This is a genomic window from Streptomyces sp. NBC_00203 (genome assembly GCF_045206325.1).
Classification (GTDB): domain Bacteria; phylum Actinomycetota; class Actinomycetes; order Streptomycetales; family Streptomycetaceae; genus Streptomyces; species Streptomyces lutosisoli.
This window is the reverse complement of the sequence record NZ_CP108126.1, coordinates 1,280,613-1,297,656: the sequence shown is the minus strand read 5'-3', so window position 1 is coordinate 1,297,656 and position 17,044 is coordinate 1,280,613. Positions and strand designations below refer to the sequence as shown.

20 protein-coding genes are annotated in these 17,044 nt (G+C 69.9%); 13 read left to right on the top strand and 7 right to left on the bottom strand.

Translation table 11 applies throughout. From position 1 onward, the window contains the following. Positions 1-26: 26 nt before the first annotated feature. Entirely contained in the window at positions 27-545 is a 519-nt protein-coding gene (locus tag OG975_RS06105) for a cupin domain-containing protein (RefSeq protein ID WP_406327995.1), read from the top strand. 68 nt (positions 546-613) lie between these two features. Here the strand turns inward: OG975_RS06105 and OG975_RS06100 are convergent, their stop codons facing one another. After that, positions 614-1,378: a VOC family protein gene (locus OG975_RS06100; RefSeq protein WP_406327993.1), complete on the bottom strand. Its 765-nt coding sequence runs from the start codon at positions 1,376-1,378 to the stop codon at positions 614-616. A 150-nt stretch (positions 1,379-1,528) separates the two neighbouring features. Then, entirely contained in the window at positions 1,529-1,915 is a 387-nt protein-coding gene (locus OG975_RS06095; RefSeq protein ID WP_406327991.1) for a VOC family protein, read from the bottom strand. Positions 1,916-1,985: 70 nt separating this feature from the next. On the opposite strand from OG975_RS06095, the gene OG975_RS06090 reads away from it, so the two are divergent. Next, positions 1,986-2,528: a GNAT family N-acetyltransferase gene (locus OG975_RS06090; RefSeq protein ID WP_406327989.1), complete on the top strand. Its 543-nt coding sequence runs from the start codon at positions 1,986-1,988 to the stop codon at positions 2,526-2,528. Between the two features lie 3 nt (positions 2,529-2,531). Here OG975_RS06090 and OG975_RS06085 read toward each other — a convergent pair whose 3' ends face one another. Further along, entirely contained in the window at positions 2,532-3,215 is a 684-nt protein-coding gene (locus OG975_RS06085; RefSeq protein WP_406327988.1) for a glycerophosphodiester phosphodiesterase, read from the bottom strand. Between the two features lie 295 nt (positions 3,216-3,510). On the opposite strand from OG975_RS06085, the gene OG975_RS06080 reads away from it, so the two are divergent. From OG975_RS06080 to OG975_RS06055, 6 genes are all read left to right on the top strand, one after another. Continuing rightward, positions 3,511-4,518: an alpha/beta hydrolase gene (locus OG975_RS06080; RefSeq protein WP_406327986.1), complete on the top strand. Its 1,008-nt coding sequence runs from the start codon at positions 3,511-3,513 to the stop codon at positions 4,516-4,518. An 81-nt stretch (positions 4,519-4,599) separates the two neighbouring features. Next, positions 4,600-5,997, top strand: a complete 1,398-nt coding sequence (locus tag OG975_RS06075) for a DUF6421 family protein (protein ID WP_406327984.1) — start codon at positions 4,600-4,602, stop codon at positions 5,995-5,997. A 65-nt stretch (positions 5,998-6,062) separates the two neighbouring features. Then, on the top strand, positions 6,063-6,809 hold the full coding sequence (locus OG975_RS06070) for an SDR family NAD(P)-dependent oxidoreductase (protein ID WP_406327982.1): 747 nt from the start codon (positions 6,063-6,065) through the stop codon (positions 6,807-6,809). Beyond that, positions 6,806-7,879 (top strand): threonine aldolase family protein, encoded by a 1,074-nt coding sequence (locus tag OG975_RS06065; protein ID WP_406327980.1) that lies wholly within the window; start codon positions 6,806-6,808, stop codon positions 7,877-7,879. The genes OG975_RS06070 and OG975_RS06065 overlap by 4 nt, the downstream gene beginning before the upstream one ends. An 80-nt stretch (positions 7,880-7,959) precedes the next feature. Continuing rightward, a complete protein-coding gene (locus OG975_RS06060; RefSeq protein WP_406327978.1) occupies positions 7,960-8,532 on the top strand; it encodes a transglutaminase domain-containing protein in 573 nt (190 codons plus the stop codon). An 8-nt stretch (positions 8,533-8,540) separates the two neighbouring features. Further along, complete coding sequence (locus OG975_RS06055) at positions 8,541-9,233, top strand: B3/4 domain-containing protein (RefSeq protein WP_406327977.1); 693 nt, start codon at positions 8,541-8,543, stop codon at positions 9,231-9,233. 37 nt (positions 9,234-9,270) lie between these two features. Here the strand turns inward: OG975_RS06055 and OG975_RS06050 are convergent, their stop codons facing one another. Then, positions 9,271-9,999: a lysophospholipid acyltransferase family protein gene (locus OG975_RS06050; RefSeq protein WP_327426767.1), complete on the bottom strand. Its 729-nt coding sequence runs from the start codon at positions 9,997-9,999 to the stop codon at positions 9,271-9,273. A 186-nt stretch (positions 10,000-10,185) separates the two neighbouring features. Further along, positions 10,186-10,602, bottom strand: a complete 417-nt coding sequence (locus OG975_RS06045) for a DUF4395 domain-containing protein (RefSeq protein ID WP_327426766.1) — start codon at positions 10,600-10,602, stop codon at positions 10,186-10,188. 75 nt (positions 10,603-10,677) lie between these two features. On the opposite strand from OG975_RS06045, the gene OG975_RS06040 reads away from it, so the two are divergent. The 4 genes from OG975_RS06040 (at position 10,678) to OG975_RS06025 (ending at position 13,818) form a co-directional block, all read left to right on the top strand. Further along, positions 10,678-11,091 (top strand): TlpA family protein disulfide reductase, encoded by a 414-nt coding sequence (locus OG975_RS06040; RefSeq protein WP_406327974.1) that lies wholly within the window; start codon positions 10,678-10,680, stop codon positions 11,089-11,091. A 206-nt stretch (positions 11,092-11,297) separates the two neighbouring features. Next, on the top strand, positions 11,298-11,807 hold the full coding sequence (locus OG975_RS06035) for a flavin reductase family protein (protein WP_406327973.1): 510 nt from the start codon (positions 11,298-11,300) through the stop codon (positions 11,805-11,807). Between the two features lie 209 nt (positions 11,808-12,016). Then, a complete protein-coding gene (locus tag OG975_RS06030) occupies positions 12,017-12,802 on the top strand; it encodes an electron transfer flavoprotein subunit beta/FixA family protein (protein ID WP_406327971.1) in 786 nt (261 codons plus the stop codon). A 53-nt stretch (positions 12,803-12,855) separates the two neighbouring features. After that, the gene (locus OG975_RS06025; protein ID WP_327426762.1) at positions 12,856-13,818 is read left to right on the top strand and encodes an electron transfer flavoprotein subunit alpha/FixB family protein; all 963 of its coding nucleotides are present in this window, start codon (positions 12,856-12,858) and stop codon (positions 13,816-13,818) included. A gap of 54 nt (positions 13,819-13,872) precedes the next feature. Here the strand turns inward: OG975_RS06025 and OG975_RS06020 are convergent, their stop codons facing one another. Further along, complete coding sequence (locus OG975_RS06020) at positions 13,873-14,766, bottom strand: endonuclease/exonuclease/phosphatase family protein (RefSeq protein ID WP_406327969.1); 894 nt, start codon at positions 14,764-14,766, stop codon at positions 13,873-13,875. A gap of 125 nt (positions 14,767-14,891) precedes the next feature. Between OG975_RS06020 and OG975_RS06015 the strand changes: the two genes are divergently transcribed. Further along, positions 14,892-16,199 (top strand): DUF6986 family protein, encoded by a 1,308-nt coding sequence (locus OG975_RS06015; protein WP_406327967.1) that lies wholly within the window; start codon positions 14,892-14,894, stop codon positions 16,197-16,199. 74 nt (positions 16,200-16,273) lie between these two features. Here the strand turns inward: OG975_RS06015 and OG975_RS06010 are convergent, their stop codons facing one another. Further along, entirely contained in the window at positions 16,274-17,044 is a 771-nt protein-coding gene (locus tag OG975_RS06010; RefSeq protein WP_406327965.1) for a hypothetical protein, read from the bottom strand.

Below are 17,044 nucleotides of genomic sequence, written 5' to 3'. Positions count from 1 at the left end.
TCCTGAGGCGATGCTTCCGGGTCACCATGGGCGCCATGACCGATGGACTGGTGCTGCCGCCCGGATCGGGCCGCCGGATGGGTACGTCCGGGATGACGCTCAAGGTGGGGGCCGAACACTCGGCTCTGTGGTCGGTGTTCGAGGCCGAGGTCGGGCCGGGGTTCGACGTGGGCGCCCATTTCCACGACGAGGCCGAGGAGTTGTTCTACATAGTCGACGGCGAACTCGACCTGTTGGCCTTCGAACCACGGATCAGGACGGCCGGGGACTGGCAGAGCTGGGAGTCGAAAAGCGGACTGAAGGTCGTACGGGGTGGTCCGGGCAGTCTGATGTACGTCCCCTCGGGCTGCCCCCACGGTTTCGCCAACCCGGGCTCCACCCCCGCCCGGATGCTCTTCCTCGCCGCGCCCGCGGGCCACGAGCACTACATCCAGGAGATCGCCGACATCCTCGACGCCCCCGGGCCGCCCGACGTGGCCGCCATCGCGCAGGTGCGGTCGCGGCACGGCATCCATCAACTCACGCGGATGAAGCCGGGACAGTAGTCTCGCCGGCTACGACTACCGGACCTGTGGCCGACATCCCAGCGCCGGATCCGCACGGCAGGGCCCGGCTAGCCCTCCTCGCCCGCGACATGGACCCCGAACGCCGCACCCTGCGGGTCCCGCAGGACGGCGATCCGGGGTCCGTGCGGCACGGACATGGGCTCCATGAGGAGGTGGCCGCCCGCCGAGAGTGCGGCGTTCGCCGTGGCGTCCACGTCCTCGACGGCGAAGTACGGCATCCAGTGCGAGGGCACCTCGTGCGGGAACATGTCGCCCATCGTCACCATGCCGCCGAAGTCGGCGCCGTCGATGCCCCACTGCGGGTACTCCTCCGAGGCGCTCACGGTCCAGCCGAACACCCCGGTGTAGAACTCCGTGACCCGGTCGGGGGCGCGGGTCATCAGCTCCACCCAGCCGAGCGCCCCCGGCGCGTTGAACAGCCCCGCGCCGGGGAAGGCCCGCGCCTGCCACAGCTGGAAGGCCGCTCCGCCCGGGTCGAACGCCACCGCGAACCGGCCCACGTCCAACACGTCCATCGGGCCGAGGACGACCGTGCCGCCGGCGGCCTGCACCGCTGCCACGGCGGCGTCGGCGTCGGCCACGGCGAACGACACGTTCCAGGCGACGGGCTGCGACTCCTGGTACAGCGGGCTGATCGCCGCGACCGCCGCGTCACCGAGGTGCGCGACCGTGTAGCCGCCCGCCTCCGGCCGCGGATCCGTCTCCGGGCGCCAGCCGAACAGGTCGGCGTAGAAGCGCTTGGCCGCCTCCAGATCGCTGGTCCCGAGCTCGGTCCAGCAGGGTCCGCCGGTCACCGGCATGTCGAGCTTCATGAGGTTCCTTCCGCACGATCACGACGTTCCTTGCGCAGCCAGACCCCTACAGAAAACGCTAAGCCCGGCCCGCCGTACCAGCCATCCGGACCCTGGGCCCGGCCCGGCTCGTGCGGAAGGAGAAGGGGCCCAGACGTGCGGCGGCGCGCCTCAGGGGCGGTAGCGCAGCGGATGATCCTCCGGGATCTCCACGATCACGATCTCGGTGCCGTCCGGATCCGCGATCCACATCTCGATCAGCCCCCACGGCTCCTTGACCGGCGGCCGCACCACCTCGACACCCGCCGCAGTCAGCTCCCCGTGCGCCGCCGTCACGTCGTCGACCTGGAGCCACAGCTTGAGCGCGGGGGAGGGCGGGGTCTCGGAACGCCCGGCGACCTCCAGGAAACCGCCGCCGAGGAAGTAGACGGTCCCGCGCTCGGGGCCCGTACCGAACTCGCGGTAGACGGCGAGGCCCAGCTGCTCGCCGTAGAAGGCCCGGGAGCGCTCGGGGTCGGTGGGACGCAGGAGGGTCCGGCTGCTCAGTACATGCACCATGCACCCGGAGCGTAGGGGAGGGTTACGCTCGTCGGTGCCCCAGCCGCGCCACTGAACGGAGAATCGCTCCATGGATACCGCCGCCGCCACCGGACTCACCTTCCGCGACGCCACCGACGCCGACGTGGACGGATTGGTTGTGCTGATCGAGTCGGCGTACCGCGGGGACTCCAGCCGGACCGGCTGGACCACGGAGGCGGACATCCTCCAAGGCCAGCGGACCGACCCCGACGGTGTGCTCGCCGTCATCAAGTCGCCCGACAGTCGGCTGCTGACCGTCGAGCGGGACGGCGAGGTCGTCGCCTGCTGCCAGCTCGAACACCGCGGCGACCACGCCTACTTCGGCATGTTCGCGGTCAGCCCCACACTCCAGGGCGGGGGCCTCGGCAAGGTGATCATCACCGAGGCGGAGCGGACGGCCCGCGAGACCTGGGGTGTCACGGAGATGCACATGACCGTGATCTCCGTACGCGACGACCTCATCGCCTGGTACGAGCGGCGCGGCTACCGCCGTACGGGAAAGATGACGCCCTTCCCGTACGGCGACGAGCGCTTCGGCATTCCGCAGCGCGACGACCTGCAGTTCGAGCTGCTGGTCAAGCCGCTGACGTGACGTTCACGCGGTGAAGCGGCCGGTGCGCTTGATCTCGGGGTAGTCGGTGGTCGCGCCGTCCAGCTCCAGGGCGCGCACCAGCCGCAGCTGGTCCTGGGTGTTCACCACCCAGCCGATGATCCGCAGGTCGGCCTTGCGGGCCTGCTCGACGATCTCCAGGGTCAGCCTGCGGATGTTGAGACAGACGGTCGCGGCGCCCGCCTCCACGGCGCGGTCCACGACATCGATGCCATACCGGCTGGCGATGAGCGCGGTGCGGACGCCGGGCACGAGCCGGGCGACCTCGGCGATCGCCTCGTCGTGGAACGACGACACCTCGACCCGCCCGACCAGGTCCCGCCGGTGCATGACCTCGGCCAGCGCCCGGGCCGCCGCCAGATCCTTGATCTCGGCCTGCAGTGGCGCCTTGACGGCGTCCAGGACTTCGTCGAAGACGGGGACGCGCTCACCGCGTCCCGCGTCCAGCGCGCGCAGCTCGGCGATTGTCTTCTCGGCGATCGGCCCTGAACCGTCGGTCGTACGGTCCACTTCGGCGTCGTGCATGACGACGAGGGCGCCGTCCTTGCTCAGATGCAGATCGAGTTCGATCAGGTCGAGGCCCGCGTTCTGGGCGGCGACGAAGGAACGGAGGGTGTTCTCGGGTTCGACACCCATCACTCCGCGATGACCGATGGTGAGGAAGTTCAAGATTCGACTCGCTTCCGTCGACGGCGGCTCGGCTCGCGCGTGGTGTGCGACGGGGCGCCCACGCGGCAGGGCGCAGCCTAATGGCCCCGCTGTGCGATGTACCCGCTCGTACGCGGGCCAATGGGGTGTCTGTCAGGGGAGATCTGCCTCGGGTCGCCCGAACGGGTCACTCTCGGGTGGGCGAGTCCCTCGATGGTTGACCGGCGGCCGGGCCTTGTCGCGTACCGGGCTGACGGTTAGTCATGTACGTGCCTTGGTAAGAGAGTTCCGCCGACAGCCCCGGAAAGGAACCGCGATGCCCAGCGAACCCGCGCCCGAGGTCCTCGCCCTCGTCGACGCCATCAAGGCCCACTTCCCGGACATCGGCGGCACCGTCACCGACGCGGCCGAGGCCCGCCGCATTCTCGCCGCCGGGCCCGCCTGGCCCTTCGAGCCGCCACGCGTGGGCTCGGTCGTGGACCGCGCGATCCCGGGTCCGGAGGGGGCCCCGGAGATTCCCGTACGGATCTATCGGCCGGAGGCGGAGGCGGAGCCGTCCGAGGCGCGGCCGCCCACCCCCCGGCCCACCGTCGTCTTCTTCCACGGCGGCGGATGGGTCATCGGGGGCCTGGACACGCACGACCCCATCGCCCGCGCCCTGTGCCGGGACGCCGGCGCGGTCGTCGTCTCGGTCGACTACCGGCTCGCGCCGGAGGCCCGCTTCCCCGCGGCCGTCGACGACGCGTACGCCGCGCTGTGCTGGGCGGACGGCCATGTCGGCGAACTGGGCGGGGATCCGTGCGCGTTGGTGGTCGCGGGTGACAGCGCGGGCGGGAACCTCGCGGCCGTGGCCGCGCTGATCGCCCGCGACCGGGGCGGCCCGGCACTCGCACTCCAGGTCCTCGTCTACCCCGCGACCGACGCACGGCCCCGGGCCGGAACCCGCGGCGGGGGCGGCGCGGGCCACTTCCTCACCCCGGCCCACGGGCGCTGGTTCGACGAGCAGTACTTCGGGCCCGACGGCGACCGGGCGCACCCGCACGCCTCGCCCCTGCTGGCGGATCTGCACGGCCTGCCGACCGCCCACATCGTCACCGCGGGCTTCGACCTGCTCTGCGAGCAGGGCCGAGCGTACGCCGCGAAGTTGGGCAATTCGGGCGTATCGGTCACGGAGGGCCATTACCCCGGCATGTTCCACGGATTCTTCGGCTTCCCCGAGCTTCTCCCGGACGCCCGCGCCGCACAGCAACGCGTAGTGGAAGTAATCGCCTTGACGGTTTCCGGCAGGAAAAAGAGCGGTGAAGATGGGGGTCGCGCAGGATAATCTCCCGAGTCTCCTCTTGCGAGAAGGAACCTCGCTTACATACGGTGTCCATACGCGAGGTTCTCCCGTGGAGGATGAGACATGACGGAAATTCTTGTGCAGGTGGGTATGGAGGAGCAGGTTCCTCCCGTGGTCAGGGTGGTGGAGCACCCGGCATGGCCCGTGCTCAAGGATGCCGTGGAGGAGATACGTCCCTGGCAGTCCAAGGACGGGTCCATCGACTTCGAGGCGGAGGGCGCTCCCGACGCGTCCGAGGCCGATCTGGCCGTACGCCGTGCCATAGACGCGATCGAGCAGCTCGCCCCGCTGCTGCCGCACGACGCCGCGTACCACGAGGCGCTCGTGAAGGACCTGCGCCGCTGGTCCGACGGCGGCTTCCAGGTGCCCGACTTCCTCGACTCGCTGCTGGCCTTCCAGCCCGCCGCGCACCGCGAGGACGGCCTCCAGCACCTGGTCGTCTTCCCGATGTACACGCAGAACGGCAACCCGAACCGCAACTTCGAAGCGGTCGTCCTGCGCATGGTGTGGCCGGACTGGCTGGCCGAGCTGGAGCGCACCCGCTACGACAACCCACTCTTCTGCGGCATCAGTTTCGAGGACTTCACCGCGGGCTACGACACCAATTCGGCCGTGCTCTTCCCGGAGACCATCGCGGTGCGCGAGGCGCCCGAGCGCTTCTCCTGGGGCGGGATCTTCTGCGACCGTGAGGCCGCCCGCTTCCGCGCCGTCGCCGACGCCGCCGTGGACACCCTGGGCCTGGAACTGCCCGAGGACATCGCCGCGATGGTCCACGACCAGCAGCGCTGCGAGCAGGCCTTCGTGCTCTGGGACATGGTCCACGACCGCACCCACAGCCACGGCGACCTGCCCTTCGACCCGTTCATGATCAAGCAGCGCCAGCCGTTCTGGATGTACGGCCTCGAAGAGCTGCGCTGCGACCTCACCGCCTTCAAGGAGGCCGTGAAGCTGGAGGCCGAGGGCAACGCGCACGGCCGCGACGTGCAGTACGCCGTGCTCTTCGACCGGATGTTCCGCTTCCCGCTCTCCGGCGACCGCGTCCGCAACTACGACGGCCTCGGCGGCCAGCTGCTCTTCGCCTACCTGCACAAGCACGGCGTCGTCCGCTGGACCGACAACAAGCTGCACATCGACTGGCAGCGCGCCCCGCAGGTCACCAACCAGCTGTGCGCCGAGATCGAGGAGCTCTACCGGTCCGGCATCGACCGCCCGAAGCTCGTCCACTGGTTCAAGGCGTACGAGCTCGTCTCCACCTACCTCGCCCCGCACCCCGGCTCCCGCTGGGCCAAGGGTCCGGACGCCCTCGACCTCACCCAGCCCCCGCGCAAGCTCGTGGACGACGTGCTTCCGGACGAGTTTCCGCTGAGCATGTTCTATGAGGCGCTCTCCAAGAAGCTCAAGAACGTGATCGCCTCGACCAAGGGCATCACCGCTGCGAACGCCGAGCGGGCCGCCGCGTGAGCGACGGCGCCGCGCTCCTTGGGCGAACAGACGATGCTGCGAACACTGCTCAGGAGGCGAAGAGGATGAGGAACGGGGCTCTCAGCGGTGCGGTGATCGCGGTGGCCGGCGCGGGTGGACCCGCCGGACGCGCGACGCTCGCCCGGCTCGCCGACGCGGGCGCAACCGTCGTCGGCTCGGACAACGACCCCGAGCGGCTCGCGGAGGCCGTGGACGCGGCCCGCTACGGGCACGGCGGCGCCACCGTCGTCGGGGACACGGTCGACCTGCTCGACCTGCAGTCGACCCACGACTGGGCCACCCGCATCGAGAAGGACTTCGGCCGCGTCGACGGCCTGGTCCACCTCGTCGGCGGCTGGCGCGGCAGCGAGACCTTCACCAAGACGAGCCTCGACGACTGGGACTTCCTGGAGCTGCTGCTCATCCGTACGGTGCAGCACACCTCTCTCGCGTTCCACGAGGCGTTGCAGCGCAGTGACCGCGGCCGGTACCTCTTGATCAGCGCGGCCGGCGCGAGCAACCCCACCGCGGGCAACGCCGCCTACTCCGCCGCCAAGGCCGCCGCCGAGGCGTGGACGCTGGCCATGGCCGACTTCTTCCGCAAGGCAGGGGGCGAGGAGGGGCCGACCTCCGCGGCTGCCATCCTGGTGGTCAAGGCACTGGTGCACGACGCCATGCGCGCCGAGCGCCCGAACGCGAAGTTCGCGGGCTTCACAGACGTCAAGGACCTGGCCGAGTCCATCGCCGGCGTCTGGGACCTGCCCGCCGGCGAAGTGAACGGAAACCGTCTGTGGCTGACCGACAAGCCGTGAATCCTCCGAAGACCGACGCCCGGCGTCACCACGACCCGGCCGTCCGCGGCTTCGCCAGTGACAACTACGCGGGGGCGCACCCCGAGGTGCTCGCCGCCATAGCCCTGGCCAACGGCGGACACCAGGTCGCGTACGGCGAGGACGACTACACGGCGAATCTCCAGCAGATCATCCGCAGCCACTTCGGTGCTACCGCCGAGGCCTTCCCGGTCTTCAACGGCACCGGCGCGAACGTGGTCGCGCTCCAGGCGGTCACCGACCGCTGGGGCGCGGTGATCTGCGCGGAGAGCGCGCACATCAACGTCGACGAGGGCGGCGCCCCCGAGCGCATGGGCGGCCTCAAGCTGCTCACGGTGCCCACGCCGGACGGCAAGCTCACCCCCGAGCTGATCGACCGGCAGGCGTACGGCTGGGACGACGAGCACCGCGCGATGCCGCAGGTCGTCTCGATCACCCAGAGCACCGAGCTGGGCACCCTCTACACGCCCGACGAGATCCGCGCGATCTGCGAGCACGCCCACGCGCACGGCATGAAGGTGCACCTGGACGGGTCCCGGATATCCAACGCGGCCGCCTCCCTGAACGTCCCGATGCGGACGTTCACCAACGCGGTGGGCGTGGACATCCTGTCGCTGGGCGGGACCAAGAACGGCGCGCTGTTCGGCGAGGCCGTCGTCGTCCTCAACCAGGACGCCGTCAGCCATATGAAGCATCTGCGCAAGCTGTCGATGCAGCTCGCCTCCAAGATGCGCTTCGTCTCCGTCCAGCTGGAGGCGCTGCTCTCCAAGGACCTGTGGCTGCGCAACGCCCGCCACTCCAACGAGATGGCCCAGCGGCTGGCCGAGGGCGTGCGCGCGGTGCACGGTGTGGAGATCCTCTACCCCGTCCAGGCCAACGCGGTCTTCGCACGCCTGCCGCACGACGTGACCGAGCGGCTGCAGCAGCGCTTCCGCTTCTACTTCTGGGACGAGGCCGCGGGCGACGTCCGCTGGATGTGCTCCTTCGACACCACCGAGGACGACGTCGACGCCTTCGTGGCGGCGCTCAAGGAGGAGATGGCCCACCAGTAGCCTCCGGGGTCATGCATAGATATACGGTCGACCGAAAAGTCATTGACTCTCGGTCGGCCGTATTCCTATGCTCTGGAGGCATGGAGCTCATCCAGGAAACCCCTGACCTGTCCGCCTATTTGGCCGCTGACGAGGTCATCGACCATCACCATCCGATCGTCCGCGAGACGGCGGAGCGTCTCGCGAAGGGTGCGGCCGACTCGTATGCCTATGCGCAAGCCGCCTACGAGTTCGTGCGCGACACCATCCCGCACTCATACGACTCCGGCGATCTGCGCGTCACCTGGCGCGCCTCCGACGTACTGGAACAGCGCACCGGCATCTGCTACGCCAAGGCCCACGCCTTGGCCGCGCTGCTGCGGGCCGAGGACATCCCGACGGCGTTCTGCTACCAGAAGTTCGACGAGGTGCACGGGCTTGTAGCCGTGCGGTTCAACGGCGCCTGGCACCGGCAGGACCCCCGTGGCAACAAGCCGGGTGTGGACGCCCGGTTCTCCCTCGACGGTGAGCGGTTGGCCTTCACGCCCGACCCGGAGTTCAATGAGTTGGACTACCCGGTCTTGTATGCTGAACCTCACCCGGTCGTGCTGAGCGTCCTCAGGGCCGCCCCCGACCGGCCGCATCTCTGGAAGACGCTCCCCACCGCACTCTGAGGCAGGCCATGACTCTCACGCTCACCGTGTCCGACGAGGTCCGCGCCCTCGCGCCCGGTTTCACCCACGTCGCCATAGAGGCGCACGGACTGGTCAACGGGCCCAGTAACGAGGGGACTTCGGCGCTCCTCGACGACGCGGCCCGGCGGCTGGCCGTACGACTGGACGGTCGCGCTCCGCACGAGGACCCGCACATGGCCGCCTGGCGAGAGCTCTACACGGCGTTCGGCTCCAAGCCGTCGCGCACCCGCAACTCGGCGGAGGCGCTGGCCAGGCGCGCACTCTCGGACGGCGGACTGCCACGGATCAATGTCCTCGTGGACCTCTACAACGCGATCAGCGTCGCCCACTTGATCCCGGTCGGCGGTGAGGACACCGATCACATCCAGGGCGGGATGCGGCTCGTCCGCGCCACGGGTGAGGAGGACTTCGTGACCGTCGCGGGCGGCGAGGAGGTCGTCGAGCGCCCCGACGCGGGCGAGGTGGTGTGGTGCGACGACGCGGGCGTGACCTGCCGCCGCTGGAACTGGCGCCAGGGGCCGCGCACCCGGCTCACGGAAGCGTCGGTGTCGGCGATCTTCCTTCTTGAGGGCCTGGCGCCGATGCCGGTGGCCGGCGTCGAGGCCGCCGGCGCCGAACTCGCCGAACTCCTGGAGAAGTTCAGCCCCGGGGCGCGGATCAGCGTCCACGCCCCGGAGTGACGATTCAGCACGCTCCGGCCGCGCCGGAGGTGACGATTCAGCGGGCCTCGGCGGCCTTCACTTCTTCGGGGGTCGGCGCCGTGCCACCGAGGTGCGCCGGCATCCACCAGGTGTCGTCCGGACCCTTGGGCCGCACGGGATAGGCGCGCTGCGCGGCCTCCAGGAGCTCCTGGACGCGCTCGCGCAGCCGCCGCGTGATGGCGCCCGCGTACTGGTCCTGAGGCGCCTCGATCGGCTCGCCGACCCGGATGGTGATCGGGGTGTGGCTGCGCTTGAAGTTCTTCGGGTGGCCCTTGGTCCACAGTCGCTGGGTGCCCCAGAGGGCCATCGGGATCAGCGGGACGCCGGCCTCCTGGGCCATGCGCGCGGCACCCGACTTGAAGCTCTTCAGGGTGAAGGACTGCGAGATGGTCGCCTCGGGGAAGACGCCGACGATCTCGCCGGAGCGCAGCGACTTCAGAGCGTGCTGATACGCCGTCTCACCCTGCTTGCGGTCCACCGGGATGTGCTTCATGCCCCGCATCAGCGGACCGGAGATCCTGTGCCGGAAGACCGCTTCCTTCGCCATGAAGCGCACCAGGCGCTTCTGCGGCAGGGCGGCCAGACCGTCGAAGATGAAGTCCAGATAACTGATGTGGTTGCTGACCAGCACGGCGCCGCCCGAGCGCGGAATGTTCTCCGATCCCTGGCAGTCGATCTTGAGGTCCCAGGCCTTGAACAACGTTTGGGCGAGACCGACGACGGGACGGTAGACAAGCTCTGCCATGGACGGGGTGGACCCTTCTCTCTGCCTGGGAAGGGGTCTCCCGGCGGGAAAGTTACGCAGCCGTAGGTTTACGGCATTGCGCAGATCGTGCCCCAAGAACGGACGAGTGGCCAGTCCTGGTGCCGCAGAACGGCGAGATCCTGGTCACGTCCATCACTTGATCCACCTCCGGCTTTTAACTCGCCTTTACTTCGAACGAACCGTCACCCGCCGTGCGACCAGGTACATCTCGCATCCCAGGCAATACCCGAACGCCGCATTGAGGAACGCGGCGGCGAGCGCGCATCCGGTCGCCGCGAGCCCCAGCCACTGCGGGCCCGCCGTGAAGCCGATCAGTCCCACCACGGCGAACACGAGCCCCACCGCCTGTGCGAACTGCGGCGGTTCGGGCGCCTCGAACTCCGTCGGCGGCCCAAGACGGGGGCGCACGGCCTTCCGGAACAGCAAACCGTACGGGGAGCGCGCCACGCCGCCCGACGCGCCCAGCGCGAACGCCAGCGTCTGCCAGGCCAGCAGCCAGGCGCTCCCGGTGATCAGCGTGGCCGCCAGCACGACGGTCGTCACGGCCGCACCGAATCGCGGCCCCCTCACATCGATGTCCATGAATCAAGCATTCCGTATGGAGCGGGATCCGCGGACCCGGGAATCTTTGCGGTCTCGTGAATGCTGGTGCAGACGATGACCGGACTTGTGGTGTGCGTGGCGGTGCTCGCGGCGGCGAGCGTGTACGGAGTGCTGCACCAGCGGCGGAGCGGGAGAGTGAGAGTGCGCGGGCGTGACGGCGGAAAGCGGCTCGGCGCGGCGGAGTTGGGGGAGGTGCTCGGTGAACGGGCCACGCTCGTCCAGTTTTCCAGCGCCTTCTGCGCGCCCTGCCGGGCGACCCGGCGGGTGCTCGCCGAGGTGGCCGGCATGGTTCCCGGGGTGTCCCACGTGGAGATCGACGCCGAGGACCAACTGGACCTCGTACGCGAACTCGACATCCTCAAGACGCCGACCGTGCTGGTCCTCGACGCGGACGGGCGGATCGTGCGGCGGGCGACAGGACAGCCGCGCAAGGCGGATGTGATCGCGGCGCTGGGAGAGGCAGTCTGACCCGTGGCGATCATGGTGAGGCATCTCCCAGATTCCGGAACGCCCTTGACTGCGTGCACCACCTATCGTCAGCCTGACCGTATGCCCCCGGAACTCCTTCTCTTCGAGCGCGTCCACGTGGACCTGGCCCGCACCGCGAGTGCGCGCTGTCCGGGCTGTTGAACAGCCACGGATCAGCTCGTCACCCCTCGCAGAAGGACAACTCCATGACGGCCACGCCCGACCTCGGCACCCCCCGACTCGCCTCTCCCGACCTGCTGCGCTCCGTCTTCCGGCGACACGCGGCCGGTGTGGCCGTGATCACGGCTCCCGGCGACGAGGGTCCCGTGGGCTTCACCGCCACCTCGCTCACCTCGGTCTCCGCCGAGCCCCCGGTCATCTCCTTCGGCATCGGCGTCGGCGCCTCCAGCTGGCCCGCGATCTCCGAGTCCGGCCATGTCGGGGTCCACATACTCGGCGAACACCAGCAGGAGCTGGCCGCGACCTTCGCCAGGAGCGGGGCCGACCGCTTCGGCGCGTCCACCCGTTGGCGTACAGGACCCGAGGGAGTTCCCGTCCTCGACGATGTGCTCGCCTGGCTCGTGTGCCGTGTCGTCGCGCGCGTACCCGCGGGGGATCACCGCATCGTCCTGGCCGAGGTGGTCCTCGGCGACCCTTCCGGCGCGGGCCGGCCGCTCCTGTACCACCAGGGGCGATTCAACGGCCTGCGCGACTGAAGCTACTCACGGGTCCTACTCGCCGGTTACGCACAGTTGTCAAGGTCACAGTTCAAAGCGCTTGCTTAGTGGGCACGAACTGGGTGTACTGGCGAGTAATATTTCGTTCGGAGCGCGGGTCGCCCCGACCGGGATCGGCCGCTTCAGGCGCCTATGCTGCCTGAAAGAAGGCAGCAGCCCAGAAATGACGATGCAGTAGGAGAGCCGGCGTGAGCTTGAGGATCGTTGTCACTGTGAAGTACGTGCCCGACGCCACTGGCGACCGGCACTTCGCCGATGACCTGACCGTCGACCGTGACGACGTGGACGGCCTGCTGTCCGAACTCGACGAGTACGCCGTCGAGCAGGCGCTGCAGATCGCCGACGAGGCGGACGACGCCGAGATCACCGTGCTGACCGTGGGCCCCGAGGACGCCAAGGACGCGCTGCGCAAGGCGCTTTCCATGGGTGCCGACAAGGCCATCCACGTCGAGGACGACGACCTGCACGGCACCGACGCCATCGGCACCTCGCTGGTGCTCGCGAAGGCGATCGAGAAGGCCGGCTACGACCTGGTCATCTCCGGCATGGCGTCCACCGACGGCACCGCCGGCATCGTCCCGGCCCTGCTGGCCGAGCGCCTGGGCGTCCCGCAGGTCACGCTGCTCTCCGAGGTCTCCGTAGAGGACGGCGTCGTCAAGGGCCGCCGCGACGGCGACTCCGCCTCCGAGCAGCTGGAGGCCTCCCTCCCGGCCGTCGTGTCGGTCACCGACCAGTCGGGTGAGGCGCGTTACCCGTCCTTCAAGGGCATCATGGCCGCCAAGAAGAAGCCGGTGGAGTCCTGGGACCTCGAGGACCTGGAGATCGAGACGGACGAGGTCGGTCTCGAGGGCGCCTGGACCAAGGTCGACTCCGCGACCGAGCGCCCGGCGCGCACCGCCGGCACGATCGTCAAGGACGAGGGCGAGGGCGGCAAGCAGCTCGCTGAGTTCCTCGCGGGCCAGAAGTTCATCTAAGGCTCACCCCCCTCACCGCCCCCAGACTTCGCAATCCGCAGGAGACCATTCCCATGGCTGAAGTTCTCGTCTACGTCGACCACGTGGACGGTGCCGTCCGCAAGCCCACCCTGGAGCTGCTGACGCTGGCCCGCCGCATCGGTGAGCCCGTCGCCGTCGCCCTCGGCTCCGGTGCCGAGAACACCGCCGCCGCGCTCGCCGAGCACGGCGCGGTGAAGGTCCTCACGCACGACGCCGCCGAGTACGCCGACTACCTGGTCGTACCGAAGGTGGACGCGCTGCAGGCCGCGTACGAGGCTGTCTCCCCGGCCGCCGTGCTCGTCCCGTCCTCCGCCGAGGGCAAGGAGATCGCGGCCCGCCTCGCGGTCCGTATCGGCTCCGGCATCATCACCGACGCCACCGACATCGAGGCCGGCGACGAGGGTCCGGTGGCCACGCAGTCCGCGTTCGCCGCCTCCTTCACCACCAAGTCCCGTGTCTCCAAGGGCACTCCGGTCATCACGGTCAAGCCGAACTCGGCTCCCGTGGAGGCCGCCCCGGCCGCCGGCGCCGTCGAGGCCCTCGCGGTCTCCTTCTCCGAGAAGGCCACCGGCACCAAGGTCACCGCGCGCACCCCGCGCGAGTCGACCGGCCGCCCCGAGCTGACCGAGGCCGCGATCGTGGTCTCCGGCGGCCGTGGCGTCAACGGCGCCGAGAACTTCTCGATCATCGAGGGGCTCGCCGACTCCCTCGGTGCCGCCGTGGGCGCCTCGCGCGCCGCGGTCGACGCCGGCTGGTACCCGCACACCAACCAGGTCGGCCAGACCGGCAAGTCCGTGTCGCCGCAGCTGTACATCGCCTCCGGCATCTCCGGCGCGATCCAGCACCGCGCCGGTATGCAGACGTCGAAGACGATCGTGGCGATCAACAAGGACGCCGAGGCCCCGATCTTCGACCTGGTCGACTACGGCGTGGTCGGCGACCTCTTCGAGGTCGTCCCGCAGCTCACCGAGGAGATCAAGTCCCGCAAGGGCTGATCGAGTCCCGCTGTACGAGGCCCTCGCGACCGTCATGGTCGCGGGGGCCTCGCCTCATCCCAGGGTCAGCGTGGTCTGCAGGGGCAGATGGTCGCTGGGGAACTGCCCGCGCCGGGAGAAGGTGTCGACCGACGCCCGGTGCACCGTGACGCCGGGTGTGGCCAGGATCCAGTCGATGCGGTCCCCGTCCGGCACCAGAGGCTTGTAGCCGTGGAAAGTGGCGTACAGCGGACCGCGCTCGGCCGCCGCGTCCCAGGTGTCGACGAGACCGGCGCCCAGCATCGTGTCGTAGACCGGGTTCTTGTGGGCCGCGACATTGAAGTCGCCGGTCACGATCAGCGGCAGGGAGCGGTCGAACCCGGCGATCCGCTGACCGATCAGGGCGGCGGCACGCGCGCGTGCCTTCTGACGTCCGCTGTCCAGATGGGTGTTGAGGACGTGGAACTCCCGCTCCCCGTCGCGCAGATCACGGAAACGGACCCAGGTGACCATGCGGACGCAGACGCCACCCCAGGTGTTCGAACCGATCACGTCGGGCGTGTCGGAGAGCCAGAAGTGCTCGTACTCGACCGGGGCGAGACGGCGGGTGTCGTAGAAGACCGCCATGAACTCGTCGCGGCTGCCGCCCGCGCGGCCCGTGCCGATCCAGTCGTAGTGCGGTCCGAGGTCGGAGTCGATGTCGCGCAGCTGGTGGTAGAGGCCCTCCTGGGTGCCGATGACATGGGGGGCCGCCCGGCGTAAGAGTTCGCCCATCACCGGGCGGCGGGTGGGCCAGCTGTGGGGTTCGGAGCCGCTCGCGTAGCGGAGATTGAACGTCATGACGTCCAGGTCCCGGCCCCGGTACCGGGCGGCGGAGGCGGCCGCTGTACTCAACAGGGGCACGCCGACCGCGCCGGCCACGGCGGTCCTCAGTCCCATGCGACGAGTCACTCTGCTGATGTCCGGCACGCGTACTCCTTCGGTCGGGGGTCAGGATGAAGGGTGCAAGAGGGTGTTGACCTTCGGGAAGCTCCCCGGATAACTTCGCTATACGGATTGTTGATTCCGTGGAGCGGAAAATAGGAGGCTGTGGGATGGGTCAGGGTCAGCAGGAGAAGGTGTCGACGAGCCTCGCGGGCGCCGTCAGCGAGGAGATCAGTGCCTCCCTCGCCCCGGTCGACGCCGAGCTGGAGCGCCGCTACCCCGGAGACCCCGGCACCCGGCAGCCCGTCCACACCGTGTACGTCCCCGGCGACGTGTTCGCCGCCGACACCATCCGCTCCTGGGGCGACCGTGCCCTCGCCGCCCTCGACGAGCACGCCCCGGACGCGGCCTCCTTCGCCGCCGTCCTCGGCCTCTCCGACGAGCTCGCCGAGCCCGTGTACGACCGCGTACGGGCCAAGCTGGAGCGCGAACCCATCGAGGACCTGCGCGTCGACTTCGAGGACGGCTACGGCCCGCGCCCGGACGCCGAGGAGGACGAGGCGGCGGCCCGCGCGGCCCGTCTGATCGCGGAGGCGTACGAGAACGGCACGGCGGCCCCGTACATGGGCATCCGCATGAAGTGCATGGAGGCCCCGGTGCGTGACCGGGGCATCCGCACCCTCGACATCTTCCTGACGGGCCTGATGGAGGCGGGCGGTCTGCCCGAGGGCCTGGTCCTGACCCTCCCCAAGGTGACGTACGCCGAGCAGGTCACCGCGATGGTCCGGCTCCTGGAGGAGTTCGAGAAGGCGCGCGGCCTGGTGCCCGGCCGGATCGGCTTCGAGATCCAGATCGAGACCAGCCAGTCCATCCTCGCCACCGACGGCACCGCGACCGTCGCCCGGATGATCCAGGCCGCCGAGGGCCGCGCCACCGGTCTGCACTACGGCACCTTCGACTACAGCGCCTGCCTCGGCGTCTCCGCCGCCTACCAGGCCAGCGACCACCCCGCCGCCGACCACGCCAAGGCGATCATGCAGGTCGCCGCCGCGGGCACCGGCGTACGCGTCTCCGACGGCTCCACCAACGTCCTGCCGGTCGGTCCGACCGAGAAGGTCCACGACGCCTGGCGCCTGCACTACGGCCTCACCCGCCGCGCCTTGGCCCGCGCCTACTACCAGGGCTGGGACATGCACCCCGGCCACATCCCCACCCGCTACGCCGCCGTCTTCGCCTTCTACCGCGAGGGCTTCGAACAGGCCGCGGCCCGCCTCGCCCGCTACGCCGCCCACACCGACGGCGACGTCATGGACGAGCCCGCCACCGCCAAGGCCCTCAGCGGCTACCTGCTGCGCGGCCTGGACTGCGGCGCCCTGGACATCGCTGAGGTGGCGGGGGTGACGGGTCTGACGCGGGCGGACCTGGAGGGGTTCGCTTCGCCGAGGCGGGCGGATCTGACGATCTCCGGGAAGCAGTAGCGACCCTTCAGGGGTGCGGGGCCGTGTCATCCGCGGCTCCGCCGCGGGGCGCGACACGCCGCGGACAGCCCGCACTATGACGACGGACCCATCTTTGCGTACTCCTCCAGACCGGAGGCAGTGGTCAACCCCTCTTCCGCGAACAGACGGGTCCCCCGCGCACACAGCTCCGCGTCGAAGCGAGCCCTGGCGCAGAACTCCTCCGGAGTGTCTCCGAACAGCTCCCGCAGGCGCGCCGACCCGGCAAGGAGCGAGGCGAGCAGCGGACGCTCGCCCGGATGAGTGCGGGGCACTCCGGAACCGTCGTGGAGAACCCCGTGACGGTTGACGTAGACGTACGCGCCGGGCAGGAACTCACCGGAGTCCAGCTCGATCCGGACGCCGGAGGCGGGCGAGGGCAGCCACGCGCGATCGTACGCACCGGTCGCCTCCGGAACGCCCTCGCTCGCGTCGACCACCGCGAGCTGTGCCTCGTCGAGCCAGGTGAGGAACAACTCGCCGACGGCGCCCGGCGCGTGGAACGGCGACGCGGACACGTACCCCATGAGACTCACATGGGCCGAGACACCGACCCCGATGCCGCCGACCCGCGCCTTCACCAGCGGAATCGTGCCGGACACCCCGGACTGCGCCATCTTGTGCCGGAGTTGGGCGGGACAGGCGTTGGAGCCGACCGCGAGAACCGGGACGCGGTCCTCGTACACCAGACGGCTCAGGGGCAACAGCAGGTCCCCGTCGAGGAGTCCGGACTCCTTGGGCCAGGCCCCCGGATAGCTCAGCGGGTGCTCGCGGGGGATCTCGGCGAGGCCGAGGGTCTCCAGAGTGCGCGGGTCGGGGGCGGCCAC